The following is a 23,891-nucleotide window of genomic DNA, read 5'->3' on the forward strand; positions in this document are numbered from 1 at the left end:
GTGAAAAGATGTGCGGACTCTGTGGTCTTCTCGGGGAAGATGTGCACTGGAGCGACCCGCTGGGGGGCTCCCTGCCCCGCCGGCGCGAGCGCCTGCGGCGGATCGCTGCGATCAATCAGGTGATCGCACCGTTCCGCCTGCGGGTCAGTGACGTCCAGGGCACCTCCTACCTCGTGCAAGGGCCGACCGGAAAACAGGCGCTCGCCAATGGCCTGGAGGAACTCTGGCGGGTGGCCGAGGAAGTGCTTGGCAGCAAGCTCGACCCCCTCGACCCGCGCGTGCTCGACCACCTGGAGGCCCGCCCATGAGCCTGCCGATCAATGTCATCACGGGGTTCCTCGGCAGCGGCAAGACCACTTTGCTCAAGCGTCTGCTGGCTGGCAAGGCACTCGGGGAGACGGCATTGCTGATCAACGAATTCGGCGAGGTCGGAATCGATGACCTGCTGGTCGAGGAGATAGCGCCCGGTACGGTGCTGCTGCCCGGCGGCTGTGTCTGCTGTTCGGTACGCGGCGACCTGAAGCAGGCGCTGCTCGACCTGCATGCAAAGCGCAGCCGTGGCGACATGCCGGCCTTTCGCCGAGTGTTGCTGGAAACCACAGGGCTGGCGGATCCCGGTCCGATCCTGAGCACCGTGCACCGGGACCCGCAATTGCGCGGCCGCTTTCATCTCGGGTTGCTGGCCACCGTCGTCGATGGGCAGCACGCGCCGATGCAGGAACGGCTTCACCCTGAATGGCTCGGGCAGGTCACCGCCGCCGACAGGCTCCTGGTGAGCAAGCGCGAACTGGTCTCCCCGCAGGCGCTGGCACAGCTTCTGCGACGCCTCCGGCAACTGAACCCCACGGCCTCGCTGGCACTGACCGATGAAGTAGCCGACGGGGACGAATTGCTCCTCGGCGAAGGGCTCAAGGGCGTGGCCGCGGATGCCGAAGTCGCCCGCTGGCAGTTGTTCGCCCCGCTGGCGCAAATCCGCCATGGCAGCGCCAATGTCTGCTGCCTGGAGTTCGATGGCTCGCTCGACTGGATGGCTTTCGGAGTCTGGCTGTCCATGCTGCTAAGATGCCACGGCGAGCGAATTCTCCGAGTCAAAGGCATTCTCGACGTGATCGACTCCCCCCAGCCCATCGTCGTCCATGGCGTACAGCACTGCCTGTACGCCCCCGTCCACCTGAAGGACTGGCCAGTCGGCCCCCGCCGCTCGCGCCTGGTCTTCATCGTCCGCGACCTGGACCTCCAGCAACTGCGCCGATCCTTCAATGCCTTCCTGAAACGCCTGGGACGGGCGGCATGAGCAATCCCGTCACCCTGCGCGTACTCGGCACCTCGGTCACATTGCTGGAGCCGATCCGCCTGCGCGCCGAAGAAGAGCTGGGCATCCGCCTGGAATATCGGATCCACGACACCCAGACGGCGCAACGCATAGCTGTGATGCAGCCGGAAAGCTACGACCTCTACGATCAGTGGTTCCACAACATCGACTTCGTCTGGCCCGCACGCGCGATCCAGCCTATCGATACCCGTCGCATCGCCCTGTGGGAGGAGATCAACGACCTGCCCAAGCGTGGCCGGCTGCACCAGGAAGATCGCCTGGCGAGCGGCAGCCTGCCTTGTGACCGCCTGTTCGTGCAGCGCGATGCCAGCCTGGGCAGCCACCCCAGCGAGCTGATCAGCATGCTGCCCCTGACGCACAATGCCGACAGCTTCGCCTATCGGCCGGAGCGGCTGCCCACCAGCCTGGCCGGCCAGGAGGAAAGCTGGTCGTGGCTCCTGGACGAAGGATGGTGTGGGCACATCGCCCTGCAAAGCGACGCCGCCATCGGCGCGCTGGATGCCGCCATGGCGGTCCAGGCCAAGGGGCTGGCGCACTTCGAAAACATCGGCAACCTGCGCCTGGAAGAGATCGATCAACTGGCTGCGATCCTCATCAGGTTGCAACGCCATGGGCACTTCGCCGCCTTCTGGTCGGACGACCACGAGGCCGGCGAGCTCATGCTGGGGCCGGACGTCCATATCCAGAGCCTTTGGTCGCCAACGCTGATGCAACTGCACCGGGCCGGCGTGAAATACCGCCTGGCCATTCCCAAGGAAGGCTACCGCGCCTGGTTCGGCGGCCTCTCCCTCTCCCGTTGCGTGGAAGGCCGAGTGAAGGACGCCGCATACGCCTACCTCAACTGGTGGCTGGCGGGCTGGCCCGGCGCGCTGATGGCCAGGCAAGGCTTCTACATTTCCAACCCGCCACGTGCCCGCGACCACCTGTCCGCGGCGGAATGGGACTACTGGTACGAAGGCAAGCCCGCCACCGAACGGCTGCCCGGCAGCGATGGGGAGCCCCTGATCGAGCCCGGTGAAATACGCGAAGGTGGCTCATACGCCCAGCGGATGGGGCATATCGGCGTGTGGAACTCCGTCATGGATGAACACAACTACCTGGTGCGCAAGTGGGCGGACTTCCTGCGGGCGGGGCGTTGATCCTCCCGCGGCCAGGCTGCGCCCACGCCTGTGCCAGTTTTTTGCGCATCTGGAAGCAAGCTTTCTCAGCGACGGAAAATATCGTTAGCTTGCTTTCTTTTTCCTCCGCTTCGGGCTAAGTTCGGCCTCGCAAGCCTTCCACACCATAAGAATCCGCCCGCAACGCCCAGCCCATTGACCTTCGCCCGAGCGCAGCGGCGCAACGCCTGCCATGCTCAATGGCGGTCCGCTGCGCCATGCCGGCAGCCCACCCCCGTGATCAAGCCCGACGACTGGAGATTCCATGAACCTGTCGCTGCTAAGCCGTTACGCCTTTTTCGCCGCTTGTGTGCTCTTCACCCTGTTCAGCCTGCCCTTCCTCGGGCACGACTGGGTCTGGCCCTTCACCCTGGTGACCCTCGCCCTCAGCCTGCTGGGGGTGTTCGACCTGCTGCAGGCGCCCCACGCGGTGCGGCGCAACTACCCGATCCTCGGCAACATCCGCTACCTGGTCGAAGGCATCCGCCCGGAAATCCGCCAGTACCTGCTCGAAGGCGACCGCGAGGCCCTGCCCTTCTCCCGCGCCCAGCGCGGCCTGGTCTACGCCCGCGCCAAGCAGGAAACCGCCGACAAGCCCTTCGGCACCCTCATCGACGTCTACGAGTCCGGCTTCGAGTTCATCGCCCACTCCATCCGCCCCGCGCCCCTGGCCGACCCCAGCACCTTCCGGGTGATGGTCGGCGGGCCGGAATGCAGGCAGCCCTACTCCATCTCGGTGTTCAACATCTCCGCCATGAGCTTCGGCGCGCTGAGCGCCAACGCCATCCGCGCGCTGAACAAGGGCGCGCGCATGGGCAACTTCATCCACGACACCGGCGAAGGCAGCATCAGCCCCTACCACCGCGAGTACGGCGGCGACCTCACCTGGGAACTGGGCAGCGGCTACTTCGGCTGCCGCACCGACGACGGCCGCTTCGACCCCGAGCGCTTCGCCGCCCAGGCCGCCAGCCCGCAGGTGAAGATGATCGAGATCAAGCTCAGCCAGGGCGCCAAGCCCGGCCACGGCGGCATCCTGCCCAAGCACAAGGTCACCGCCGAAATCGCCGCCACCCGCGGCGTGCCCATGGGCCAGGACTGCATTTCGCCCTCCAGCCACAGCGAATTCAGCACGCCCCGGGAACTGCTAGACTTCATCGTCCGCCTGCGCGAACTCTCCGGCGGCAAGCCGGTGGGCTTCAAGCTGTGCATCGGCCACCCCTGGGAATTCATGGGCATCGCCAAGGCCATGCACGAAACCGGCATCCTCCCCGACTTCATCGTGGTCGACGGCAAGGAAGGCGGCACCGGCGCAGCCCCGGTGGAATTCGTCGACCACATGGGCCTGCCCATGCGCGAAGGCCTGCTGTTCGTGCACAACACCCTGGTCGGCCTGAACCTGCGCGACAAGATCCGCGTCGGCGCCAGCGGCAAGGTGGTCAGCGCCTTCGACATCGCCAGCGTGCTGGCCATGGGCGCCGACTGGGCCAACTCGGCGCGCGGCTTCATGTTCGCCATCGGCTGCATCCAGAGCCAGAGCTGCCACACCAACAAATGCCCCACCGGCGTGGCCACCCAGGACCCGCTGCGCCAACGCGCCCTGGTGGTGCCGGACAAGGCCGAACGCGTCTACAACTTCCACCGCAACACCCTGAAAGCCCTGGCCGAAATGCTCGCCGCCGCCGGCCTGCGCCACCCCTCGGAAGTGGAAGCCAAGCACCTGGTGCGCCGCGTCTCCTCCAGCGAAATCCGCCTGTTCGCCCACCTGCACTACTTCCTCAAGCCGGGCGAACTGCTCAGCGGCAATATCGAGGGGGAGTTCTACGAGCGCATGTGGCGCATGGCGCGCAGTGACAGCTTCGAGGCCAATGGGGCCTGATAAGCCTGCGTGTGTTCGTTTCCGGCCGGTGTTCGCTGCAATGGCGGCGCCGGTCGGGATATACGACGAAGGTAAAGGCTGAAGGCGAATTCCTTGTCTGAGGATAGGCCCGAGGGATAGCATCGGGCCATTACCTGCAAGGATGCTCGACGTGCCAGGACCGCTACGCCTCTTCCTCCTCCTCGCCATCGCGCTTGCCGCGCTTTCGCTCCAGGCCCACGCCGGCAATAAGCCCTGCTCCGGTAGCAAGGGCGGGATTGCCCGGTGCGATGGCGATCTATTCCTTTGCAATGACGGGTCGATCAGTGGGTCGAAGCGGAGTTGTTCGGCCTATCTGGGTGGAGCGAGCGGTTCTGGCAGCCAAGCCACACCGTCCCTGCAGCGCTTTTCGGGTGCCTCCAGCGAATGTGGTTGTGGTTCCGGTAGTTTCTGTACGGGGCCTCGGGGTGGGGTTTATTGCCTGACGCCGGGTGGGCGGAAGAGTTATGTGAGGAGGTGAGTGATTTTCCAAGGCTCGGACTAAAGGGGCAACAGAGCGGACAGGTCGGTGGTTGGCAGTTATCGGCCAGAAGCGGCTCCTCGAGTAAGGTGGCTGAAACCTTGTCATGAACTGCAGTAACCGGCCAAACCAGGCGATGGACACACTGCTAGCAACTTCGTAATCTCCATCAGGCCATGTCGCTTTTTCTCCCTGCCCAATGTCGCGTTTCAACCGCGCCTTGCTAGCTGATGAAGGACTGACAGGGCGACAAGGAACGTTATGCGACATAAGTGACGTAAAAAATCACCCTGCATGTGTCGCCTACTTATAATTAGCCCTAGGTATGCGCATGACAAACAAATACGAAGCCCTAAAACGGTTTGTAATTCTCATGTACGTGCTCTTTACAAGCGCGCTTTTATACGCGATAAGCCTAACCGACATGAGAGGTCTTGATGAGGCTGCATTTTCAAGATTCGCAGTATTCTTTTGGGGCGGCTGTTTCTCATTTCATTACCTAAGCATGCTGCTGCCTGTGCCAGCAAACGAAAGCAACTCAAGTCACTGGAGGAGCCTTGCTGGTCAGCTGGCTATTTTACTAGCAATAATTTCACTTACATTTCTGCTAATACTTGGCGTCGCAAATGCAGTGCTAATACTTAATCTTTCAGTCTGGATATATGTCGGCCTAGCTATATTTATATTTAGCTCGGGAATAGCCCTATCAATCTCCAATGCAATGGAGTTCCATAAAAAGCTAAATCTTCTATTGGCCTCCAAAGGCTAACAAATGGCTCAAAATATTCGCTTCGCTCACTAGGACGGGCTAAAGCCCGCCCCTTAACCAAACCTTAGGAGCCGCCTAGGAAAATTTATGCTCGAGCACGTAAATATTGAAGATCTGTACAGGGTCGAAGGCCCGCTACCAAATCATCTAAAAATTGAAGGAGCGCTCTCTTCGCTAGGTGGCCCAGGGTGGGATGGTTTTGGCTTTAAAGTCAGAGTACTAAAAGAGCTTGGCTATGACATCGACGCAAAAGGTAACACCGACGCAATGAAAATCAGAGCCTACAACACAGCAGCTGACGCAATTAACAAACTAGGCTCTAAAATTACCCCCAAGAAACTACTTTCCGAGCTGGGCATTTCCTAACAATGCGCTCAAAGCGCAACTTCGTTCGCCGGGACCGGCAAAGCCGGCCCCTTAGCTTAATCGTTAGAGGTAGCAATGGAAGCACCTTCTGTACGCAACTCGATTAAAGATTCGGCCAAAGATATTACTTATCATGTAATGGCTTACCGAGCGCTGACACGCCCAGAATTGGTCCAGGCTGTTGGCTATTACAATTCAACTACAAAGAAAAAGCCGAAGCGCGGCTCTTCTGTAACAATCATTACGATTATTGGTGCGCACTATTAAGTAAAAGCTCTTACCGGGACTAGAAAAGGGGACAGATTTATTTCTACTGCTCTAAACCTACCCAACCGGACAGAATTAGAGTGGCAAAAATAAATCCCCCTTTCTTTGCTAATTCATTCAAGCCGACGCCGCTTCGCGGCGCGGCTTAATTCAGACGTTAGGCCGCACGAGAAAAACATGAACACCCACGAACAAAGATCCGCGATTGGCGCAGCATCAGCAGCCACCTCTGTCGCCGCCATATTTGTCTTAATCGTAATAAACGAGCCAAATCAAATCCAACTGGCCGCACTCGCACTTTTCTCACTTTCCCTACCTGCCAATCTGACCTTTTCACTAACTCAACTCAACATGACTGTGGAAGACAATCCTCGAAACTCACCACTGAGCACCTGGTCATTTTGGGTAGGACTATCAACTTTATTCGGCGCCCTGACACTCTCCATTTACTCAGCTTCCGCTATTGCTGCTGCGTGCCTCGTGATTGGTTCTCTTGTGTCGTTATATGGTTATGGCTACACAGCCAAGACCGACGGGCGTACAGCCTAAAAATGCGCGCAACTGCCGCTCACTTCGTTCGCTGGACGTCCAAAAGCTACGCTTTTGGCCGCCCGTTAGCTTAATCGTTAGAAGGCCAAAGAAAGCATGATGCAAAAGTACGAATCTCTAGACGATATTTGGTGTGAGTGGCCGGAAGCTACAACTGCAATAATGAAGCATGTCAAAGAAAATGAACCACTCGAGTCTAAGTATGAGTGGCACTATGAAAGTGGCTGCGTCATTCCGTACCACCGAGACGGCTATTCTGTTATTATCACCCACACCGGTTACGACACCAAAGAAAAAAGCGCTGTACAGCTCAACACTCAAGCCAAAGTTAGCGAAAACAATGAAATATCAGTAACGGCATCGCGGCGTTGCGCAACCTAGAAAACAACCGAGTATTGGCATTCTAACAATGCGCTCAACTGTCGCTCATTCCGTTATCTGGACAGTCAAAAGCTACGCTTTTGACTGTCCGTTAGTTTAATCGTTAGTGGCAGCTTCTGGCCGTATGCAGCCCTTCACGAAGGGCAGCTATGAGTTGAACGCAGCCCTCGCAAAAAGCAGCCATCGCTCACAAACAGTCTATAGGAAGACAAACTCCTTTCCCGCAACCCAGCCCTTCCGCCTTTAATCTTCGGCAGCGCCACTCAACTGCGCAAGCTTCTCGGCAACCGCCCGATTGAAAGCCCACATCCCAGCCTGAATCGCGGCCAGCGAAAGGATGAAGGCGATCAGCGATGGCGAGTTCAGCAGGAACCAAGCCGTTGCGGCAGCACAAAGATGAAGCTGGAACTGCCTGGCGTTACCCTCCGCAGCCTTGACGTAGGCATATGAGCGCTCCCCGTCTCTTCGCGCACGCAATGCAGCTCGCTCGACAAGTTTCATTGCATGCCCCTGCTTGGCTCATCCGGTTGGCTAGTACAGGGTAGGAAAATAGAGGCCGCACTGTTACTCGACAGCCTCAAACGCCTCATGGTACTGCACAGTCCCCGCTGGCAACCCGCCGGCAAATGCCTGCGCCTGGAAGTATTCCTGGGGCACTCCAGGCAGTTCCAAATCCGGGTGGGCCTTGAAGCCGAAGCGGCCATAGTAGCCAGGGTCGCCCAGCACTACGCAGCCGATGCCGCCGACGCGTTGCAGCTCCGCCAGCGCCGCTTTCATCAAGGCTGATCCAATGCCCTGGCCCTGGCGATCCGGCCATACGGAGATCGGCCCGAGTCCGTACCAGCCACTTGCTCCCGACGAGATTCGGACCGGCGAGATGGCGACATGGCCAATGACCTTGCCCTCTTCTACCGCCACCAGGGAGACGGTGAGTTGCCCGCAGCGGCGCAGGGCTTTGACGATGAATTGCTCGGTATGGCTTGAGTGTTCTTCGTTTTCGAATGCCGCTGTGGTCAGGCGCGTGATGGCGTCGATGTCTTCGGGCTGTTCGTTGCGGATGGTCAGGCGCATGGCAATTTTCCCTTCAGTGTCCTGGTCGATGAGGCGGATGGCTCCCGGGTGTTCCCTGCCGATCACGACTGCCGTGCGATGGCCAAGGCACGCCAGGAACACTGCAGCCTGAGAGGTGGCCGCATCACTGGGATCCGCTGGCGACGAAACTCGCATATTACCGCTGCGGCCCCTCCCTGGGCCGCTACTCCGCGGAACGTGGAAAGTCCTCAGCCCCGCGCCAGCACCGTCTTGACCGCCCCCAGCAACAGCGCCTCGGCATCCGCCGGCGCCCCTTGCGAACGCCAGGCCACATGCAGGTCCGGCCGCACCAACAGGCAACCGTCCTCGTCTATCTCGCGCAGGCGCGCCCAGTCGCCGTAGCTGTCTTCGTAGTCGAGGCCCAGGCCGATGCGGCGCACCACCAGGTCGATGCCCAGTTCACGGGCCAGCGTCTCGGCGGCCTGGCGCCAGGCTTCGCCGCCGTGGCCAGTGAGCAGGGTCAGGCGGCCCTGGCCGCAGAGGTCGAGGGTGGACAGCTTGCGCCCGGCGGTGTCGTGCAGCCAGGCGTGCGGCAGGTGGGCGCCGGGCCAGGTGGTGGGGTGGTAGTAGAGTTCGCGGTCGCGGGTGTAGGCCGGCTCTTCGCTGCCGTCGGCGAGCACCGCGCCGCTGCGGTAGCGTTGCCCCAGTTCCACGCCGTGGCAGCTGAACTGGTAGTGCTGCAGCTGGATGGCCTGTTCCAGGGCGGCGCGGCGTTCGCGGCCCAGCGGGCTGTCGGCGCTCAGTTCGTGCAGGCTGTTCCAGCCCTCGGCCTCGCTCTGGCCCGGCTTGAAGCCCAGGGCGTTGGAGATCGGCAGCATGTTGCGCACGCTTTCCATGGCCCGGTCCACCACCTGGCGGCCGACGGGCTGGCGCTCGGCGGAGTAGCTGTCCAGCAACCCGGAGCCGGCCTGGCCCTTGAGCACCAGGGCCAGCTTCCAGGCCAGGTTGTAGGCGTCCTGCACCGAGGTGTTGGTGCCCAGGCCGTTGGCCGGCGGGTGGCGGTGCACGGCGTCGCCGCAGCAGAACACCCGGCCCTCGGAGTAGCGCTGGGCGACCACGTGGTTGATCTGCCACTTGCTGGTGGCGAGGATCTCCACCGGGATGTCGGCATCGCCGATCACCCGCCGCGCCCGCTCGATCACCGCTGCCTCGCCGAGGTCCGGCTCGCCCTGGGCGGGGTCGTACATGAACAGCATCACCCATTCGTTCCACGGGCGGACGCAGATGAAGGTGCCGCTGCCCACCCAGTAGTCGTTGCCCGGCTGGACCATCCAGTAGAGCACGCCCGGGCGGCTCTCGCAGTAGCGGCGCAGGTCGGCGCGCAGCCAGACGTTCACCGCGCAGCCCAGGCCCATCTCGCCTTCCAGCGGGATGCCGAGCAGTTCCATCACCCGGCTGCGGGCGCCGTCGGCGCCGATCATGTACTGGGCGCGCACGGTGAATTCGCGCCCGGTGCCGCGGTCGAGGATGCGCGCGGTGACGCCCTCCCCGTCCTGGGTGAAGTCCAGCAGTTCGTGGTTGAAGCGCATCTCGCTGCCCGCGCGCAGGGCCTCGTTGGCGAGGATCGGTTCCATCAGGTGCTGGGGGATGTTGCACATGGCCGAGGGGCTGGCCAGCTCGTAGTCGGACTTGCGCTCGATGGCATTGCCCCAGGTGAGCAGGCGGCCCAGTTCCTGGCCGCTGAAGCTGGTGGCCCAGACGTTGTTGGCCATCAGCTCGTGGGGGCTGGCGGCGGCCACCACCTGCGCCTCGACGCCCGCGTCGCGGAAGACCTCCATGGTGCGCTGGTTGGTGATGTGCGCCCGCGGGCTGTTGGCGGTCCAGCGGTACTTGTTGACCAGCAGGTTGCGGATGCCATAGCGCGACAGCAGCAGCGAAGCCGTGAGGCCGGACGGGCCGCCCCCGACGATCAGGACGGGGACTTCGATGACGTGGGAGGTGTTGTGCGGGTTCATGATCGTACTCCGTACTCTTGTTCTTGAAATCGGAAAGGTGCCCACCAGGGCGGGCGCGCTGGCCCAGCCCCTGCTCACGGATCGCGGGCAAGCCGAACCCGTGCCGCCTGCCATGGCTGCCGGCAAATACGAAAGGAAATGGCTGCCGGGAACGGCGGTGCGCCGATCGGCCAGCGGTCCCGGCGTCGAAGCTGAAGCGGCCTGGGGCGGGCCCTCCAGCGCGCTCGACGTCGCCGACGAGAAGCACGGTAATTCCGCAACGATACTGCCGGTAGTCCGGCTGAATGGCTCTCAGCGTTCCATTTTCTGAACGCTGGACACCGCCCTGCCGATGGCGGGAACGAGCCCCTTCACATGCGCCCGCGCACTGGTCGCTGGAGCCGCGCCCCGCGGGTGGGCAACGGCCGGAGATCGGGCCGATCGACGGACCGACATGCCCGCGGCAGCCTCCCTGGGAGGCCCGGCCTTGAGCTACCGGACGTGTGGCATTGCGAACTCTTCTCGATTAAATGTAATATTATTACATTACATATAGGAGATACCCCATGAAACCAGGCATCCACCCCGACTACCGTCCCGTGCTGTTCCACGACACCTCCGCCGACGTGTTCTACCTGATCCGCTCCACCGTGCAGACGGACAAGACCTACACCCACACCGACGGCAACACCTACCCCTACATGACCCTGGACGTGTCCAGCGCCTCGCACCCGGTCTATACCGGCGAGCAGCGCAAGGCCAAGTCCGAGGGCCGCGTGGCGGGCTTCAACAAGCGTTTCGCCGGCTTCGTCGGCAACAAGGGGGCGTGATGAAGGTCCTCGCCTCCCTGAAGAAAGCCAAGCTGCGCCACCGCGATTGCCAGGTGGTGAAGCGGCGCGGCCGGCTGTACGTGATCTGCAAATCCAACCCGCGCTTCAAGTGCGTGCAGGGCCGGCCCAAGCCGAAGGTCCGGCGTTGAGCCCCTTCCGGCCAGCGCCCGCTGCAATGGTGGGGCTGGCCGTTCATGGCGAGGAATCGAGCGCGGGAGCAACAGGCGATACAAGGTTCGACCGCTGCCGGCCAAAAAGCGGACACTGTCCGTGCGAAACCGCCGCCTCATCGGACGGAAAGAACGATACCCGGCTTGATTGAACGGCTCAGACAATTGTCAGATCGACTTGCCGCATGCGACGATTAGAAATCATTCGCATTTAGCAGCACTCCGTCGATGCCGAGCGAACCGCTCTCCTCCAGCCTTCCTTTCGAGCCTTCCAGAGCCAAGGTGCTGCACCGTCTGTTCGGTGAGCACCACGGGTGGCTACTGGAGCGTCTTCGCCTGCGCCTTAACTGCCGTTTCGATGCGGCGGACATGGCGGCGGAAACCTTCGCCCAGGTAGTAGCGCTGCCAACCCCGCAGGACATCCGCGAGCCGAGGGCACTGCTTACCACCATCGCGAAGCGGCTGATCTTCGCCAGTTGGCGTCGGCGCGATCTGGAGCGGGCCTATATGCAGGCGCTGGCGAACGAGCCGGAGTCCTGGGCACCTTCGGCCGAGGATCACTACCTGGTAATGGAGGCGTTGCTGGAGGTGGACCGCCTCCTCGACGGCCTCTCCCCTAAAGCACGCTCGGCCTTTCTTTATAGTCAGCTGGATGGCTTGCCCTACCGTCAGATTGCACATGAGATCGGCGTGTCGGTGACCCGAGTGCATCAGTACGTGGTGCAAGGACTCAGGGCTTGCTGCCAGGTGACAGTGTGAGCGCATCTGGCAGCTCTGCATTGCTCGAGGCAATCGACTGGTATGCCCGCCAGGCTTCCGGGACCTTCAGTATCGAAGAGCACCAGCACTTTCTGCGCTGGCTCGCGGAGTCGCCGCAGCACAAGGCCGCCTGGGGGCAACTCGAACAGCGCCTGGCTCAGACCCTGGCACCGCTGGCAGGAACGCCGGCTCGAGGAGCTCTGCAGGTGTCCAGTCAGCAACGACGATCCCTGTTACGTGGCGCACTATGCCTGGGAGGGCTCGCGTTGGGTGGACGCCTGCTCAGTGAGCCTGGTTTCCCACTGGCCGGCCTGCGCTCGGATCTGAGTACCGGGACTGCGCAACGCAGTACGTTTATTCTGCCCGATGGCTCCAGCCTGCTACTCAATGCGCAGAGTGCTGTGGATCTGGACTTTTCCAATGGGCAGCGCCGGGTGAGGCTCATCGACGGTGGCTTGCTTGTCGATGTAGTTCGTGCGCAGACGCCATTGGAACTGGGTTGCCGCTACGGCTCTGCTCAACTGGTCAGTGGGCGTTGCATGCTGATGCTGCAGAAGACGGAAGCACAGCTCTTTTTGCTGGCCGGCCACGCGACAGTGCTCGGCAGATCCGGCGAACGCATGGCGTTGGACGCAGGCCAGAGTATCCGCCTTACCGACCAGGGCATTTTGCCGAGCGAGCTTGCCGGCGACCCACAGGCATGGACTCGAGGTCTGCTGGAAGTACATCACCAGTCACTGGCCAGCGTGATCGATGCGCTGCGACCGTACCACCATGGCTCGATACGCTTGGCGCCGGAGGTGGCGGAACTGCGAATTTCCGGTTTGTTCTATTTGGATGATAGCGACCAGGCCCTGGCGGCATTGAGCGATGTTCTGCCGATTCGCATCGAGCGCTACCTGGGCTGGTGGACAAGAATCGTCCCCGCCTGAATCGCGGGTCGCCGATGCCTTTGGCCCCTCCTTGAAAAATTTTTCTCCCTCCCCCTGAAAAAACTCCCGGTTCGTCGCACAGAACCAGCAAGGCCCCTTTGCAGAGGGCCTATTCATATCGAATCTGGAGTGGTCCCATGGGTCATCGTATTGTTATTTCCTCCTTGGCGGCTGGAGTGGCTGCCGTTGTTCTTTCTACGTCACTGGTCGCCGCAGAAGCCAGCGTCAGTATGGATCTGCCGGCCGCCCCGCTGGCCAATACACTGATGCGTATCGGCCAGTTGAGTGGCAGGCAGGTGCTGTTCCAGGAAGGCTTGGTGGCAGGCCGTCGGGCCGTTGCAGTACGAGGCGACCTGACCGCCGAGCAGGCAGTCAGCCAGGCTTTGAAGGAAACCGGCCTGACTGTCCGGATAACTCCCAGCGGTGCGCTGAGCGTCGAGCCCTCCAATGATTCCGCGGCACTGGAGTTGGGGGAGTCGACTGTCGTCGGCCGCAGCCTGGGGCTCACCACCGAGGGTACCGGGTCTTACACTACCGGCGAAGTCAGCATTGGCAAGAGCGAGCAGAAGCTCAAGGACATCCCGCAAACCATCAGCGTTATCACTCGACAGCGCATGGACGATCAGAACATCACCAACTTGCCGGAGCTATTTGCCAATGCTCCTGGCATGGTGTTCTCAAAAAGCCCAGGGACCGGTGGGTTCATTTCCTCCCGTGGCTTCGAAATCGAATCAATGCAGTACGACGGCGTGCCGCTGACACGCGGAATTTATGCCCTTGGCAGCTATCTCACCGAGTCCACCGCGTTCTACGATCGCGTGGAGATACTTCGTGGCGGTGCCGCCCTGCTGCAAGGTGCAAACAGTCCCGGGGGCGCGGTCAACTTTGTACGCAAACGCGGACAGGCCGCTCCGACCGTAACCGTTACCGGCCAAGCTGGCTCCTGGAACCACTACGCAAGCCAGTTGGATGCCGGCGGTCCCTTGAATGATGAAGGCACCATTCGCGGCAGGACCGTGGTCGACTACGACACCAGCCACTCCTTCATCGATTATGTAAACGGATGGGATCAAAAGCTCTACGGCGCCTTGGACTTCGATTTGTCCGACAACACCACGTTCGGCTTCGGCGTGAGCAATCGCAAAGCGCATTTCCGCCCTATGGTCGCAGGCCTTCCGCGCTATCGGAACGGCGGCGATATCGACCTGGCGCGCTCCACGTACACCGGCTCCGACTGGAACCGAGGGCTGATCGAACAAACCGGTCTCTACGCCGACCTCGAACACCGTTTCAACGAACACTGGAAACTCAAAGCCGCACTCGCCGCGATCAACGAACACAACAAAATGACCTACGCCTACGTCGTCGCATTTCAGGATGGCATGGGCGGTGTTCTGGATGATGGCAGCGCGCTGAGCAATTGGCAGTACGGGACCGATCTCGAGTCACGCAATCGCGGCTTGGATGTCTTCGTCGACGGTGACTACAACGGCTTTGGATTCGATCAGGAGGTGGTACTGGGGGCCAACTACTCCCGCCTAACCAGCAATGACACATTGGCGAGGGTGATTGTCGCTGGCGCGAATATATTCGACCTGGACAATCATCTCCCCTGGCAGGACTACGACAGCCTGGCTGCTGCCGGTACTCGAACCGACAGCAACTACAAGATCGTCCAGAAAGGCATCTACGGGACCTGGCGCGTCAAGCTAACCGACCCGCTGACCCTGGTGCTGGGCGGACGTACCAGCTGGTATTCCTATGACTACGACGCCACGGTCTACAACCGCAACGTCTTCAGCTATGACACCAACAGCACCAAGGCCAACAACGGCGTAGTGACACCCTACGCCGGGCTGATCTACTCCCTGACCCCTGAATGGTCGGCCTACGCCAGTTATGCCGATGTCTTCATTCCCCAGAGCGCGATCGGAGTCGGCGGCTCGACACTCGAACCCATCACCGGCAGCAATTATGAAACGGGCCTGAAAGGCGAGCTGGCGGATGGCCGGATCAATACCTCCATCGCCTTGTTCCGCTATGACAACGAGAACCGCGCCGTCACCATCCCCAACACCGTCGGCCAATGCAATGGCGGGAGCTGCTCGGAGGCATCGGGCAAGGTCCGCAGTCAGGGGCTGGACGCCGAGATCGGGGGTGAAGTGCTTCCCGGCCTGCAGGCTTCCGCGAGCTACACCTACAACACCACCAAATTCCTCAAGGACGCTACCTACCAGGGCAAGGTGTTTACCACTTGGACGCCCAAACACATGGTGCGGCTGTGGGCCGACTACACCTTGCCGGGCGAATACAGACAGTTCAGCGTGGGTGCCGGTGTGAACTCGCAGAGCGGCACCATCAGTAGCGACCGCCAGTACGAGCAACCTGGCTTCTCGGTATGGAATGCGCGGCTGGGCTACCAGGTCAACGACGAGATCACCCTGGCAGTCAACTTCAACAATCTGTTCGACAAGGTCTACTACCTGCCCGCCTACAGCCAGTTGAATGCAAACAACTACTATGGCGACCCACGCAACTTCATGCTCACCGTGAAGTACACGCCGCAGTTCTAAAGCACGTACAGATCCAACAGAGGATGGCCGCAAGCCTCTTGAAGGCTTGCAGCCGCGTCCCATCCGACGATCTTTCTCAACCTCCAACGCTGTAAATTCCATGACCAAGAAATCGCGCTCACGGCTATGGTTCCTAGCGCATAGCTGGTTGGCCCTGCCGATCTGGTTCTTCGTTCTGGCCGTTTGCGTCACCGGCACAGTCGCTGTTATCAGCCAGGAACTGGTTTGGCTGGCCAATCCCGAAGTACGAGCACCAAAGCCTTCGGACGATGCCCGGCCACTCAACTTCGACGAGATCATCAAGACCATTCACGAAGCCCAACCGGAGCTGGATATCCGTTACATCCTGCGTCCGGACGAGGCGTACCTCGCCTTGCAGGTCCAGGTCAGCAGACCCGACCACAGTACCCGAAACCTCTACGTGAACCCCTATACGGGGAAGATTCAGGGCGCTCAGTCGTTCGATTTCCGAGGCTTCCTTCGCGCATTGCATGGGTGGTGGTTGGTTCCTGTCACCCGGGGCTATCCATGGGGCTGGTACCTGGTTTCGGCCCTCGCGTTGCCGATGCTTGCTTCACTGGTAACAGGGCTGGTCGTATACAAGCGGTTCTGGAAGGGTTTTCTCAAGCCTACCCTGCGTTTCAACCATGGCGCGCGGGTCTTTTGGGGCGACTGCCACCGCCTGGGCGGCATCTGGTCCATCTGGTTCATCTTGCTCATCTCGATCACCGGCAGCTGGTTCCTGATCCAGGCTTTTCTGGCCGACAACCACATCACCATGTCGCGTAACAAGGTCGCGACCAGCCTTGCCTACGAGAAGGTTCCGACAAGCCACTCGGGACGGCCGGGGATCGTCAGCCTGGAGCATGCCCTCAGTAACGTAATGGCGCAGATTCCCGCGTTTCAGGCGTCTTTCGTCAGGATGCCTGGCAACGCCTTCGACACCGTCAGCTTCCGAGGCCGGAGCAGCTATCCACTGGTTTACGACACTGTCAGTACCAGTCCGTATAGCGGCACTGTTCAATCGGCACGGACCCTCGCCCATCGATCAGCGTTCGAACTTGTCACTGAATCCATGAGGCCTCTGCACACCGGTGACTTCGGTGGTTTGTGGCTGAAGGGGATATGGTTCCTCTTTGGCTTGGTGCTAAGCGTATTGATCCTCAGCGGGCTACTGATATGGAGCAAGCGAACCGCTGTGGCTACCGCATCGGCGCTCAAACGCGCCGCACGGAAGAATGAGACTATCGAACCGGCGTCAGCCTGGCGTTCCCTGTGGCCGGCGTGGCGTTTCCATCTCAGTATCCTGCTGGTTGCAGTACCAGTGTTTTTCTTGCCACGTTATTTCGCCGATCAGGCTCTATTCAAGGGAGAGCGAGGGCTGGGCGAGCGCGAGGCAGGCGTCGTCGTGGTCGGGCCCTGGAAGCTGTATCTGGCCGAATCCCGGGTACAGCCCCCCAAACCACTTAAAAGCTTCGAGGCCGCGTTATGTGAGGCTTGCATTGGAGAGGTCAAGGCCGTCTACCTGCATTTAGGCAAGCCTTCGAGCCTCAAGAAGGCGGGCAGCCTCCTCTCCGGATCGCCCTACGATATGAGCGCTTCGATTTCAATTGCGGCCGACAGCCCTACCGACTCCGAGTTGTGGATCACCATGGAGGGATGGAATGGCGCCTGGTATCAGGCGTCCCTTCCCTTGAGCGCAGCATCTCCCACCACCGTCAATTGGCTGAAGCAACAACGACGCAAGCTATGAGTACAGCTGCTGCAACCTGATATTGAAGCTTTCCCAGTGTCCGCCTTGGGTCGGAAGCTGCCGATGTGCAACTCAAGGGGAGACTCGTGAGACTCGTCGGAAACAGTCTCAGCGTCTCCCTCCAGGTCGCCTGCGAGGCTCAGAAACTGTACTTCGCCGTCAGCCGGTACGAACGCGGGTCGCCGAAGAAGTTGGAGCCCTGTGTATCGCTGATGCTGCTGTAGTAGCGCTTGTCGAACAGGTTGTCGATGTTCAGCTGCAGGTCCAGTTTCCGCGTGGCGGCAAAGCCTGCACTCAGGTCCACCAGGGTGTAGCCACCCTGCTTGACGCCATAAGGTGTGCTGATCTTGCTTTGGGTATGCAAGGCGCCGCCCACGCGCCAACGATTCAGCTCACCGGGAAGGCGATAGCTGGTGCCCAGCTTGAACAGGTTCTGCGGCAGGTTGGTACCGTAGCGCTTGCCCTTGCTGAAGACGCCGATGGGATCATAGTCGGACTCCTTGACCCGTTCGGCGCTGTTGTAGGTGTAGCCGGCGGTGAGGTTCCAGCCGGGCAGCACTTCTCCATTCACTTCCAGCTCCACGCCGCGGCTGCGGACTTCGCCGGCGGCACTGTAGCAACTGGTCAGCCCAGTGGCGCAGGTGCTGGTGGGCAGTGCGTCGGGCAGGTTCTCCAGGTCTATCTGGAACAGCGCCAGGCTGGCATTGACGCGGCCCTGCAGGTATTCGGCCTTCAAGCCAACCTCGTAGTTGGTGCCTTCCTGCGGTTCCAGCAGGCTGCCGCCGGCGGTCTGGTAGTTCTGCGGATTGAAGATGCGCGTCCAGCTCGCGTAGACCGAGTAGGTATCGTTCAGGTCGTAGACGACACCGGCGTAGGGGGTGAACTTGCGCGTCACCTTGTAGTTCGCCGCCCCGTAGGGGTAGTCGCCGTCGTACTGCACCACGTCCAGCTCGTACCAGTCGGCGCGTCCGCCCAGCACCAGGCTCAGCGGATCGGCCAGGCTCAGGCGCAGCGTGCCGTAGACGCCGGTCTGGTCGATTTGCTGGTAGCGGTTCCATTCGCCGAACTCGCCCACCGGCGGAATCGCCAGCGAATTCGGGTTCCAGTTGAGCGGGTTGATGGTGGCGATGTCGAAGCTGCCATCGAGGGTCGTGGCGGCGCCGGTATCGTGCCAGTCCGCGCTGCGCCGGCTGGCTCCGAAAACCGCAGAATGATCGCGGCCCAGCAGGCTGAAGGGGCCGCTGAAGTAGCCGTCGAAACTCTTCTGGTCGCGGTCGTAGTTGTAGGCGCCGCCGCGCATGGCGTACTGCGGCTCGCCGTTGGCATCGAGAGTCGGCGCGTTGAGGAAAGTCCCCAGCATGTCCATCTCGCTGTTGATCCAGGTAGCCGAAAGCTTGCCTTTCCAATCGTTGTCGAAGCGATGCTCCAGCTCGGCGAAGAAGGTCCGGCTTTCCTTGTCCCAGTAGGACCAGCTCGGGCTCATGCGAGTGGACCGGGAGATCGGCAGGAAGCTGCCGTCCGGATAAGTGCCCAGGCCATTCCAGTCGGCCCCGGGGTTATTGTCTTTGCTGTAGGAAGCTCCGAGGGAGAGGGTCGTGGCGTCGTCCAGGTCGGCCTCGAGGATGCCATAGGCCAGGCTGCGCTGGTTCTCGTAGTAGTCGATATAGGAATTCTTGTCCTGGTAGGACAGCACGGTGCGACCGCGCAATGTGCCCTGCTCGTTGAGCGCGCCGGAGAGGTCCAGCTCGCTGCGGTAGTCGTCCCAGCGACCGGCGGAACCGGTGATCGAACCCTGGAATTCGCGGGTCGGGCGCTTGCGCACCAGGTTGATCGAGCCGGCTGGGGTTCCCGTACCTTCCATCAGGCCGGAGGCGCCGCGCACCACCTCCACGCGGTCGTACATGGCCATCGCGCCAGTGGACAGCGCAGCTTCCTCGTACTGGATCGGCAGGCCGTCGACCATCAGGTTCTCGACCTGGAAACCACGGGAGTTGTAGCGCTCGCGCTCGCCGCCCCATTTGGTGACGGTCAGCCCAGTGGTTTGTTCGAGGACCTCGCCCAGGGTGATGAGACTCTCGTCATCCATGCGCTGGCGGGTGATGACACTGACCGACTGCGGCGTTTCGCGCAGCGATAGCGGCATCTTGGTGGCCGTGCTATTGCTGCCGGTGGTGTAGGAGCCGGTGTGCTCCGTGGTTTCGCCCAGGCCCTGGCCGATCACCGAGGTGGCATCCATCTCCAGCGCTCCCTCCGTGGAGGCGGCCACCAGGGTGTAACGCCCGTCGCTTTCGCGCAGGGCGCGGATGCCGGTGCCAGCGAGCAGCGTGCGCAACCCGTCCTCCACCGGGAAGCTGCCATCCAGGCCGGCACTGTTCTGGCCGCGCGTCAGGCGGGCATCGAATGACAGCACGATCCCCGATTCCGCAGCAAAGCGAGTCAGCACCTGGCTCAGGTCGCCGGCGGCAATCTGGTAACGCTGCGTAGCGGGCGCGTCGGCCAGCGCCGACAGCGGTGCCAGCAACGCCGAGCAGAGGATGGCCAGGCGGATGCGGGCGCGCAGGGGCTGCAGGGAATCTACCGGGGGATTTTGCGAGGAAATCATCATCGTCCTTCTCTCATGGTCATCGGCCGTGTGGATCGGCCGTTTTTCATGGGTCGAACGAAGATGCGAATTGATATCACCTGGCACGAAATATTTTTTATCCGGCCGGCATGACCGTGATCCAGAAGCGTGTGCGACGCTCAACCCGCACCGGCAACGCACTGGCAAGGGCACGGAAGATCTGTTCCGGATCGTCCAGCTCGAAGGTGCCACTCAGGCGCAAGTCCGCCACCTGGGGGTCGCAACGCAGCAGGCCGGGTCGATAGCGGCCAAGGTCGGCAAGAAAGTCGGCCAGGCGCTGGTCGTTGGCGATCAGCAGGCCGCGGGACCAGGCGTCGGCCGCGTAGTCCAGCACTCGGGTGGACAGAATCCGGCCCGCATCGAAGAGGCAGGCCCTGCCCTGCTCCAACGCCGTGGCGGCAAGTGAATGCTCAGGCTGCACCTGAACCTGCCCGGAGAACACTTGCACCTGCGTCGCCGCGTCGAGCTGGCGCACCGCGAAGCGCCCACCCTCGGCACGCACCACGCCCTGCGCCGTCGCCACGCTCAGGCGCGCGCCTGGCGTGGCGTTCAGCAGCACTTCACCGCGGCGCAGCGTCACTCGGCACTGTCCACCGGCGTAACGGACATCCAGGGCGCTCTGTGTATTGAGCAACAGTTGGCTGCCATCGGCGAGGGTAACGGGCAATCGCTCGCCAATGCCGCTGCGGTAATCGGCGAACAGCGCACCTTGTTCGAACTCGCGGTAGCCGCCCAGCCCGAGCGCCCCAGTCCCCAGCGCCAGCAACAATCCCTTGAGCACCGTACGACGGCTGTGGCGACGATCCTCGCGGGCCAGCCCGAAGACGCGTCCGCTGAAGTCGCCGGGCATGCCCTGCAGACGCTGCTGCAGACGCTCAGCCTGCCGCCAGGCCCAAACGTTGTGCGGCGACGCTTCCAGCCAGCGCTGCCAGGCGTCGCGGTCCCCCGGGCAGGCCTCGCCGCTGGCGAACAGGCTGAACCAGTCCGCCGCCTGTTCGATGGAGTCCAGTTGTGCAGCGCTGATACCGGTGCCGCTCACAGCCCGTGCTCCAGGCTGTAGAGCATGCAATGGCGCGTAGCCTTGGCGATGTAGCGGTTCACCGTGACCAGCGACACACCGAGAGTCTGAGCGATGTCGCGGTAGGTCATGCCATCGAGCTGGGAAAGCAGGAAGGCCTGGCGCAACTTGTCGCCCAGCGCGGCAAGCATGGCGTCGAGCTGGACCAGGGTTTCCATGAGAAGCAGCCGATCCTCGGCGGAGATGTCCAGCGCCTCGGGCGTTTCCGCCAGCGCCTGCAACCAGGCGCGCTCCAGCCGCTGGCGACGGAAGTGGTCGATCATCAGCCGGCGCGCGACGGTGGCGAGGAAGCTGCGTGGCTCACGCACCGCCTCGATGCTGCCCTGCCGGTCGGTACTGCCCAGCAGGCGGACGAACACGTCCTGCACCAGGTCGGCCGCCAGTTGGCTGCAATCCACCCGGCTACGCAACCAGCCGCGCAGCCAGCGGTGCTGTTCCTTGTAGAGGTCGCCCACCTCCAAGCGCCGGACCGGGCCCTGGCTCGTCATTGCCGATAATCATCCATATGCAAATGGGAATAATTATCGTATCAACCACGCCAGATCCTGGGCAATCCCGAACCTGCTCGGGAAGCCGAAGGTTGCCAAAGAGCAATCTCAAGTGGCTTGCGAGGACGAACACGACCACCCGTTCAACGGCAGCAACCGGCCATGACCGGACCGCCACGCCCGCACTTGCCGCCCCCTCGCCGCCGGTCTACACCGGCAATAAGCCCTCCCCCGTACGCGACAACCAGCGAGAAGCACAATGAGCAACGAAGTCCTGGCGGCAATGGTTGCCGCCCTCACCGGTTTCGGCGTTGCCTACCTCACCCTGCGCACGCAGATCAGGCAGGCGCGGATGCAGTTGGGGGCGGCGCACCGGGCCGAGATCATCCGCCGCCAGCTGGACGCCCTGGAGGCCATCTGGAGCATTTTCGCCGCGGCCTCCCGCTCGGGGGGCGAAGGCCGCATGCTGCAGGCCAGGGGCGGCGGCCAGGCCATTTCGGTCGAGGAGGCCCGGGCGTTCATCCGCCTGCTGGAAGACACCTTCAACGCCAGGAGCGGGCTCTACCTGTCGCAGAAAGCCCGCCGGGCCCTGTTCGGCTTCCGCGACTACATCCGTGACGAGCTGATCGGGAACAGTAGCAACGGGCTCCTTCCGCTCTCCACCGAGCAGCTCGCCGCATTCCATGAGAAGAGAAGGTTCGTGCGCCTGTGCCTGAGGGCGGAAGTGGGTTCGACCGATCTTCGCGTGGCGCAGGAAGAGCTTCGTCTCTACGAGGCCGGGCAGAAATCCAGGCCTTGAAAAGCAGGAGGGGAATCCTTGCCGCCGTGCCTTTCCTCCCCCTCGTAACCCGGACTAGCCCCGCCAGCATCGAGCCGACGGCCAACCATTGAAGTGAGAATAATTATCAATTATCGTTCGCGCTTCCTGGGTGGGGGGAGTCGGTTTGAGCAAGGATCAGATGGGGTCGTTGTACATGGAGCACAACAGCTGGCTGAAGGGTTGGCTGTACCGTCGCCTGGGCTGCACCAGCCAGGCGGCCGACCTGGCCCAGGACACCTTCCTGCGCCTGCTCCAGGCCCAGCAGAAGACCGGCGAGGCGCTTGACCTGCAGCGCCCGCGCGCCTACCTGGCCACGGTCGGACGGCGCCTGGTGTACGACCACTTCCGCCGCCACTCCCTCGAACAGGCCTACCTCGACCTGCTCGCCCGCACGCCCGAGGCCTTCGCCCTGTCCGCCGAGGAACTGTGGCTGATGCGCGAGACCCTGCAGCAGCTCGACGCCCTCCTCGACCGCCTGAAACCCGTGGTGCGCAGCGTCTTCCTGCTGTCCCAGCTCGACGGCCTCACCTACCTGCAGATCGCCCGCCAGCTCGGCATCAGCGAACGCACCGTGAAGCGCCACATGGTCAGCGCCTTCGAGGCCTGCATCCTGTTCGAAGGCGACCTCGGATGAGCGACAACGGCGCGCCGATCCGCCCCGAAGTGGCCCGCCAGGCGGCGCACTGGCTGATGCGCATGCACGACAGCGCGGCGGACAACGGCCAGTACCAGGCCTGCAGCCGCTGGCGCGCGGCCGACCCGGAACACGAGCGTGCCTGGCAGCGCGTGCAGCGGGTGCAGGAACGCCTCGGCCTGCTGCCACGCGACCTGGCCATGGGCACGCTCAACCGCGAACGGCGCCAGGCGATGAAGAAGCTGCTGGTGCTGGCCGCGCTGCTGCCGGCCGGCTACCTCGGCTATCGCCAGGCCCCCTGGACGCGCTGGACCGCGGACTACCAGACCGCCGTGGGCGAGCGCCAGCACCTGCGCCTGGCCGACGGCAGCCTGCTGGACCTGAACACCGATACCGCCGTCGACCTCGACTTCAGCGCCGGGCAACGCCTGATCCGCCTGCTGCGCGGGGAAATCCTCGTCGAGAGCGGCGCGGACAGCGCAAGCCCGGTGCATCGCCCCCTGCGCGTCGCCACCGGGCAAGGCCTGCTGCAGGCGCTGGGCACGCGCTTCAGCGTCCGCCAGCTCGACGGCCTGACGCAACTGCAGGTGCTGCAGGGCAAGGTGCTGGTCATGCCCCGGCAAGGCGACGGGCAGGTCGTCGAGGCGGGCAGCCAGGTGCTCTTCAGCGAACTCGCCGTGGAAAAGCCGCGCGCCACCCAGGCCGACAGCCTGCTCTGGACCCAGGGCCAACTGGTGGCCGACGACATGCCGCTGGGCGATTTCCTCCGCGAGCTGGGCCGCTACCGCAGCGGCTGGCTGCGCTGCGACGGCGAGGCGGCGCGCCTGCGCATCAGCGGCGGCTTCCAGCTGGACAACACCGACGCCATCCTCGCCGCCCTGCCCGCCACCCTGCCGGTGGAGGTCAGCTACCGCACGCGCTACTGGGTCAGCGTCAGCAAACGCTGAAGGATGTTGGCCCCTTTTTCCACGCCGTCAGTCCTTTGATGTGGAACTGCCACACACCAAG

24 protein-coding genes and 1 pseudogene are annotated in these 23,891 nt (G+C 62.4%); 19 read left to right on the forward strand and 6 right to left on the reverse strand.

Annotated features, from left to right (window positions below):
- The first annotated feature begins 8 nt into the window (after window positions 1-8).
- The 9 genes from DK254_RS33500 to DK254_RS34005 all read left to right on the forward strand — a co-directional run bounded on the left by DK254_RS33500 (window position 9) and on the right by DK254_RS34005 (window position 7,197).
- Window positions 9-308: a hypothetical protein gene (locus tag DK254_RS33500; RefSeq protein ID WP_109937268.1), complete on the forward strand. Its 300-nt coding sequence runs from the start codon at window positions 9-11 to the stop codon at window positions 306-308.
- Window positions 305-1,294, forward strand: coding sequence for a GTP-binding protein (locus tag DK254_RS33505; protein WP_109937269.1), 990 nt, complete (start codon window positions 305-307; stop codon window positions 1,292-1,294). Before DK254_RS33500 ends, DK254_RS33505 begins: the two co-directional genes overlap by 4 nt.
- Window positions 1,291-2,472 carry a PotD/PotF family extracellular solute-binding protein gene (locus DK254_RS33510; protein WP_109937270.1) on the forward strand — a complete coding sequence of 394 codons (1,182 nt, stop codon included), beginning with the start codon at window positions 1,291-1,293 and terminating at the stop codon, window positions 2,470-2,472. Before DK254_RS33505 ends, DK254_RS33510 begins: the two co-directional genes overlap by 4 nt.
- Window positions 2,473-2,755: 283 nt before the next feature.
- Complete coding sequence (locus DK254_RS33515; RefSeq protein ID WP_089391605.1) at window positions 2,756-4,366, forward strand: FMN-binding glutamate synthase family protein; 1,611 nt, start codon at window positions 2,756-2,758, stop codon at window positions 4,364-4,366.
- A gap of 142 nt (window positions 4,367-4,508) precedes the next feature.
- Complete coding sequence (locus DK254_RS35020) at window positions 4,509-4,865, forward strand: hypothetical protein (RefSeq protein WP_109937271.1); 357 nt, start codon at window positions 4,509-4,511, stop codon at window positions 4,863-4,865.
- Between the two features lie 331 nt (window positions 4,866-5,196).
- Window positions 5,197-5,634 (forward strand): hypothetical protein, encoded by a 438-nt coding sequence (locus DK254_RS33990; protein ID WP_146219673.1) that lies wholly within the window; start codon window positions 5,197-5,199, stop codon window positions 5,632-5,634.
- Between the two features lie 87 nt (window positions 5,635-5,721).
- Complete coding sequence (locus DK254_RS33995; RefSeq protein WP_146219674.1) at window positions 5,722-6,000, forward strand: helix-hairpin-helix domain-containing protein; 279 nt, start codon at window positions 5,722-5,724, stop codon at window positions 5,998-6,000.
- Between the two features lie 444 nt (window positions 6,001-6,444).
- Window positions 6,445-6,816, forward strand: a complete 372-nt coding sequence (locus DK254_RS34000) for a hypothetical protein (protein ID WP_146219675.1) — start codon at window positions 6,445-6,447, stop codon at window positions 6,814-6,816.
- Between the two features lie 99 nt (window positions 6,817-6,915).
- Complete coding sequence (locus tag DK254_RS34005; RefSeq protein WP_146219676.1) at window positions 6,916-7,197, forward strand: hypothetical protein; 282 nt, start codon at window positions 6,916-6,918, stop codon at window positions 7,195-7,197.
- Window positions 7,198-7,440: 243 nt separating this feature from the next.
- Here DK254_RS34005 and DK254_RS33525 read toward each other — a convergent pair whose 3' ends face one another.
- The 3 genes from DK254_RS33525 to DK254_RS33535 form a co-directional block, all read right to left on the reverse strand.
- Window positions 7,441-7,698, reverse strand: a complete 258-nt coding sequence (locus tag DK254_RS33525) for a hypothetical protein (protein ID WP_109937272.1) — start codon at window positions 7,696-7,698, stop codon at window positions 7,441-7,443.
- Between the two features lie 63 nt (window positions 7,699-7,761).
- A complete protein-coding gene (locus DK254_RS33530) occupies window positions 7,762-8,268 on the reverse strand; it encodes a GNAT family N-acetyltransferase (RefSeq protein ID WP_109937388.1) in 507 nt (168 codons plus the stop codon).
- A gap of 209 nt (window positions 8,269-8,477) precedes the next feature.
- Window positions 8,478-10,244, reverse strand: a complete 1,767-nt coding sequence (locus tag DK254_RS33535; RefSeq protein WP_109937273.1) for an FAD-dependent monooxygenase — start codon at window positions 10,242-10,244, stop codon at window positions 8,478-8,480.
- Here DK254_RS33535 and DK254_RS34010 point away from each other — a divergent pair.
- The 7 genes and pseudogenes from DK254_RS34010 to DK254_RS33565 all read left to right on the forward strand — a co-directional run.
- Window positions 10,243-10,554 (forward strand): hypothetical protein, encoded by a 312-nt coding sequence (locus DK254_RS34010; RefSeq protein WP_146219677.1) that lies wholly within the window; start codon window positions 10,243-10,245, stop codon window positions 10,552-10,554. The two genes, DK254_RS33535 and DK254_RS34010, sit on opposite strands and share 2 nt — an antisense overlap.
- 235 nt (window positions 10,555-10,789) lie before the next feature.
- A complete protein-coding gene (locus tag DK254_RS33540; RefSeq protein ID WP_109937274.1) occupies window positions 10,790-11,053 on the forward strand; it encodes a type B 50S ribosomal protein L31 in 264 nt (87 codons plus the stop codon).
- Window positions 11,053-11,202 (forward strand): type B 50S ribosomal protein L36, encoded by a 150-nt coding sequence (gene ykgO, locus DK254_RS33545; RefSeq protein WP_009619020.1) that lies wholly within the window; start codon window positions 11,053-11,055, stop codon window positions 11,200-11,202. The genes DK254_RS33540 and ykgO overlap by 1 nt, the downstream gene beginning before the upstream one ends.
- A 249-nt stretch (window positions 11,203-11,451) precedes the next feature.
- Window positions 11,452-11,982, forward strand: a complete 531-nt coding sequence (locus tag DK254_RS33550) for a sigma-70 family RNA polymerase sigma factor (RefSeq protein ID WP_109937275.1) — start codon at window positions 11,452-11,454, stop codon at window positions 11,980-11,982.
- Entirely contained in the window at window positions 11,979-12,914 is a 936-nt protein-coding gene (locus tag DK254_RS33555; protein WP_158546460.1) for a DUF4880 domain-containing protein, read from the forward strand. Before DK254_RS33550 ends, DK254_RS33555 begins: the two co-directional genes overlap by 4 nt.
- Before the next feature lie 137 nt (window positions 12,915-13,051).
- Window positions 13,052-15,487 (forward strand): TonB-dependent receptor, encoded by a 2,436-nt coding sequence (locus DK254_RS33560; protein WP_109937277.1) that lies wholly within the window; start codon window positions 13,052-13,054, stop codon window positions 15,485-15,487.
- 100 nt (window positions 15,488-15,587) lie between these two features.
- A pseudogene (locus tag DK254_RS33565) lies at window positions 15,588-16,745 on the forward strand (PepSY-associated TM helix domain-containing protein); the annotation flags it as partial.
- A gap of 634 nt (window positions 16,746-17,379) precedes the next feature.
- Here DK254_RS33565 and DK254_RS33570 read toward each other — a convergent pair.
- The 3 genes from DK254_RS33570 to DK254_RS33580 form a co-directional block, all read right to left on the reverse strand.
- On the reverse strand, window positions 17,380-19,842 hold the full coding sequence (locus tag DK254_RS33570; protein ID WP_109937389.1) for a TonB-dependent receptor: 2,463 nt from the start codon (window positions 19,840-19,842) through the stop codon (window positions 17,380-17,382).
- A gap of 97 nt (window positions 19,843-19,939) precedes the next feature.
- Complete coding sequence (locus tag DK254_RS33575) at window positions 19,940-20,902, reverse strand: FecR domain-containing protein (RefSeq protein ID WP_158546461.1); 963 nt, start codon at window positions 20,900-20,902, stop codon at window positions 19,940-19,942.
- Window positions 20,899-21,429, reverse strand: coding sequence for a sigma-70 family RNA polymerase sigma factor (locus DK254_RS33580; protein WP_109937280.1), 531 nt, complete (start codon window positions 21,427-21,429; stop codon window positions 20,899-20,901). The genes DK254_RS33575 and DK254_RS33580 overlap by 4 nt, the downstream gene beginning before the upstream one ends.
- A 259-nt stretch (window positions 21,430-21,688) precedes the next feature.
- Between DK254_RS33580 and DK254_RS33585 the strand changes: the two genes are divergently transcribed.
- From DK254_RS33585 to DK254_RS33595, 3 genes are all read left to right on the forward strand, one after another.
- Complete coding sequence (locus DK254_RS33585; protein WP_109937281.1) at window positions 21,689-22,228, forward strand: hypothetical protein; 540 nt, start codon at window positions 21,689-21,691, stop codon at window positions 22,226-22,228.
- 160 nt (window positions 22,229-22,388) lie between these two features.
- Entirely contained in the window at window positions 22,389-22,883 is a 495-nt protein-coding gene (locus DK254_RS33590) for a sigma-70 family RNA polymerase sigma factor (protein ID WP_109937282.1), read from the forward strand.
- The gene (locus DK254_RS33595) at window positions 22,880-23,830 is read left to right on the forward strand and encodes a FecR domain-containing protein (protein ID WP_109937283.1); all 951 of its coding nucleotides are present in this window, start codon (window positions 22,880-22,882) and stop codon (window positions 23,828-23,830) included. Before DK254_RS33590 ends, DK254_RS33595 begins: the two co-directional genes overlap by 4 nt.
- The last annotated feature ends 61 nt before the right edge of the window (window positions 23,831-23,891 follow it).

Origin of the sequence: Pseudomonas sp. RW407 (assembly GCF_003176655.1) — a bacterium.
GTDB classification, from domain to species: domain Bacteria; phylum Pseudomonadota; class Gammaproteobacteria; order Pseudomonadales; family Pseudomonadaceae; genus Pseudomonas; species Pseudomonas delhiensis.

Coding starts and splice junctions, on each gene's coding strand:
- DK254_RS33500 (WP_109937268.1), top strand. CDS start 9: ATGTGCGGACTCTGTGGTCTTCTCGGGGAAGATGTGCACTGGAGCGAC.
- DK254_RS33505 (WP_109937269.1), top strand. CDS start 305: ATGAGCCTGCCGATCAATGTCATCACGGGGTTCCTCGGCAGCGGCAAG.
- DK254_RS33510 (WP_109937270.1), top strand. CDS start 1,291: ATGAGCAATCCCGTCACCCTGCGCGTACTCGGCACCTCGGTCACATTG.
- DK254_RS33515 (WP_089391605.1), top strand. CDS start 2,756: ATGAACCTGTCGCTGCTAAGCCGTTACGCCTTTTTCGCCGCTTGTGTG.
- DK254_RS35020 (WP_109937271.1), top strand. CDS start 4,509: ATGCTCGACGTGCCAGGACCGCTACGCCTCTTCCTCCTCCTCGCCATC.
- DK254_RS33990 (WP_146219673.1), top strand. CDS start 5,197: ATGACAAACAAATACGAAGCCCTAAAACGGTTTGTAATTCTCATGTAC.
- DK254_RS33995 (WP_146219674.1), top strand. CDS start 5,722: ATGCTCGAGCACGTAAATATTGAAGATCTGTACAGGGTCGAAGGCCCG.
- DK254_RS34000 (WP_146219675.1), top strand. CDS start 6,445: ATGAACACCCACGAACAAAGATCCGCGATTGGCGCAGCATCAGCAGCC.
- DK254_RS34005 (WP_146219676.1), top strand. CDS start 6,916: ATGCAAAAGTACGAATCTCTAGACGATATTTGGTGTGAGTGGCCGGAA.
- DK254_RS33525 (WP_109937272.1), bottom strand. CDS start 7,698: ATGAAACTTGTCGAGCGAGCTGCATTGCGTGCGCGAAGAGACGGGGAG.
- DK254_RS33530 (WP_109937388.1), bottom strand. CDS start 8,268: ATGCGCCTGACCATCCGCAACGAACAGCCCGAAGACATCGACGCCATC.
- DK254_RS34010 (WP_146219677.1), top strand. CDS start 10,243: ATGATCGTACTCCGTACTCTTGTTCTTGAAATCGGAAAGGTGCCCACC.
- DK254_RS33535 (WP_109937273.1), bottom strand. CDS start 10,244: ATGAACCCGCACAACACCTCCCACGTCATCGAAGTCCCCGTCCTGATC.
- DK254_RS33540 (WP_109937274.1), top strand. CDS start 10,790: ATGAAACCAGGCATCCACCCCGACTACCGTCCCGTGCTGTTCCACGAC.
- ykgO (WP_009619020.1), top strand. CDS start 11,053: ATGAAGGTCCTCGCCTCCCTGAAGAAAGCCAAGCTGCGCCACCGCGAT.
- DK254_RS33550 (WP_109937275.1), top strand. CDS start 11,452: ATGCCGAGCGAACCGCTCTCCTCCAGCCTTCCTTTCGAGCCTTCCAGA.
- DK254_RS33560 (WP_109937277.1), top strand. CDS start 13,052: ATGGGTCATCGTATTGTTATTTCCTCCTTGGCGGCTGGAGTGGCTGCC.
- DK254_RS33570 (WP_109937389.1), bottom strand. CDS start 19,842: ATGATTTCCTCGCAAAATCCCCCGGTAGATTCCCTGCAGCCCCTGCGC.
- DK254_RS33580 (WP_109937280.1), bottom strand. CDS start 21,429: ATGACGAGCCAGGGCCCGGTCCGGCGCTTGGAGGTGGGCGACCTCTAC.
- DK254_RS33585 (WP_109937281.1), top strand. CDS start 21,689: ATGAGCAACGAAGTCCTGGCGGCAATGGTTGCCGCCCTCACCGGTTTC.
- DK254_RS33590 (WP_109937282.1), top strand. CDS start 22,389: ATGGGGTCGTTGTACATGGAGCACAACAGCTGGCTGAAGGGTTGGCTG.
- DK254_RS33595 (WP_109937283.1), top strand. CDS start 22,880: ATGAGCGACAACGGCGCGCCGATCCGCCCCGAAGTGGCCCGCCAGGCG.